Consider the following 1,558-nt stretch of genomic DNA (forward strand, 5'->3'; position numbering starts at 1 on the left):
GCTGGATATGCTCTGCTGGCCGCTGCTGGAGAGCGAGGCGCAGCTGCGCGAGCGCGACGTGCTGCATGCCGAGTACCAGGCACGCAGCCAGGATGGCGACAGTCGCATCGATCACGCACTGGGGCAGGCACTGGCCGCCGGGCATCGCTGTGGCGAGTTCCTGGCCGGGGACCGCCGCACCCTGGCCGTGGAGTCGCCGCATTTTCAGCAGGCGCTGCGGGCGCACCATCGGCGCTACTTCCGGGCCGGGTGCATGCGCCTGACCCTGGTCGGGCCACAACCTGCGGAACAGTTGCTGGCGATCGCCGAGACCTTGCTCGGGGCGCTGCCAGGGGGAGAGGGCGGCGCCGGTTCCGCGTCGCCGGCCGACCTGCTGCCGCTGCGCGCAACGCGCTTGTGTTTGCAGCAGACGCGCCCTGCGCTGCATCTGGGGTTTGCTGCGCAACTCGCTGCCGGTAGCTGTGAGGTCGCCCTGGCGCTGTTGCTGGACGCGCTGCATGACCCTGCGCCCGGTGGCCTGCTGACGGCGCTGCGGGAACGGCGGCTGTGCCGGCAATTGCAGGCGCGGGTGCTGTACCAGCACGCGGGGCAGTGCCTGTTGCGCCTCGACCTTGCCGGCGCCACGGCGGAGCAGGACGGCGTCCTGCGCGCCGTCGTGCAGGATTGGGCCGCGCACCTGCGGGGTCATGCGCACTGGTCGTTGCGCCTGCAGCATCAGCAGCAGGCAGCCGCTCTCAGGTCGCTTGGTCTCGGCCCGCTGGCGCTGGCTCAACATCTGCAGATGCCCGCGCAGGATGACGACCAGACGCTGCGAGACCTGAACGCTCTGCTGGCGGCCCTGGCGCAGGGTGACGGTCTGTTCGAACTGCACTGCGGCGACCAGGCGCAGCCCCGTTGGCCCGCCATCGGCCTGGATCTGCCGTTGCGGGCACTGGCGGAGCGATCGCCGGCACCGACACCGACCTACGCGTGGCGGCTGCCCTGCGATGAGCCGCTGCTGGCTGGCGCCAGCGCGGCAGCGGCCGTTCTGCCGGTGGCGGAACTGCGACATCATCCGGGGCAGGCCGAGGGCGGCTCCGCCGCTCTCCACTGGCGCGGCCCCTGTTCGGCGACGACAGACGTGGCGGCCCTGGAGGCCACCCTGCAAGCACGCAGCGCCGATCTGCGCTGGCGCGGCGAGCGGCTTGGCATCGGCAACCAGTTGAGCGTGCAGGCCTCCAGCTGGAGCCTGGCGCTGCATGGGCCCGCAGCGCTGTTGCCTGCATTCAGTGGCCTGCTGCTGCCGGTGTTGCTGGCGCCGCTGGATGAGCTGGCCGAACCGGAGGCAGAGGGTCTGCTGCTGCGCGATCTGTTGCAGCGCCTGCCGCAGCTGTGCGAGCTGCCCGCTGCACCCAGGCTGCAAGGGTTGAGCGTCGGTCTGGGGGACGCCGGGCAGGCGCAGCTGGCCGGGCTGTGCGCGGCCGTCGAGCCGCTGCCGGACATGCCGCCATGTACGGATGCGGCGCGAGGTCTCGACTGGCAGCACCTGGCGCAGCCGGGTGCGGATGCGGCGTTGCTG

The 1,558-nt window shown here is 71.9% G+C and carries 1 protein-coding gene; it reads left to right on the forward strand.

Going from position 1 to position 1,558, the window contains the following annotated elements; genetic code table 11:
- On the forward strand, nt 1–1,558 hold a 1,558-nt coding region (locus tag J0A65_RS23155; protein ID WP_206596652.1), incomplete at both ends, for an insulinase family protein.

This window comes from Bowmanella yangjiangensis (genome assembly GCF_017255015.1).
GTDB lineage: Bacteria > Pseudomonadota > Gammaproteobacteria > Enterobacterales > Alteromonadaceae > Bowmanella > Bowmanella yangjiangensis.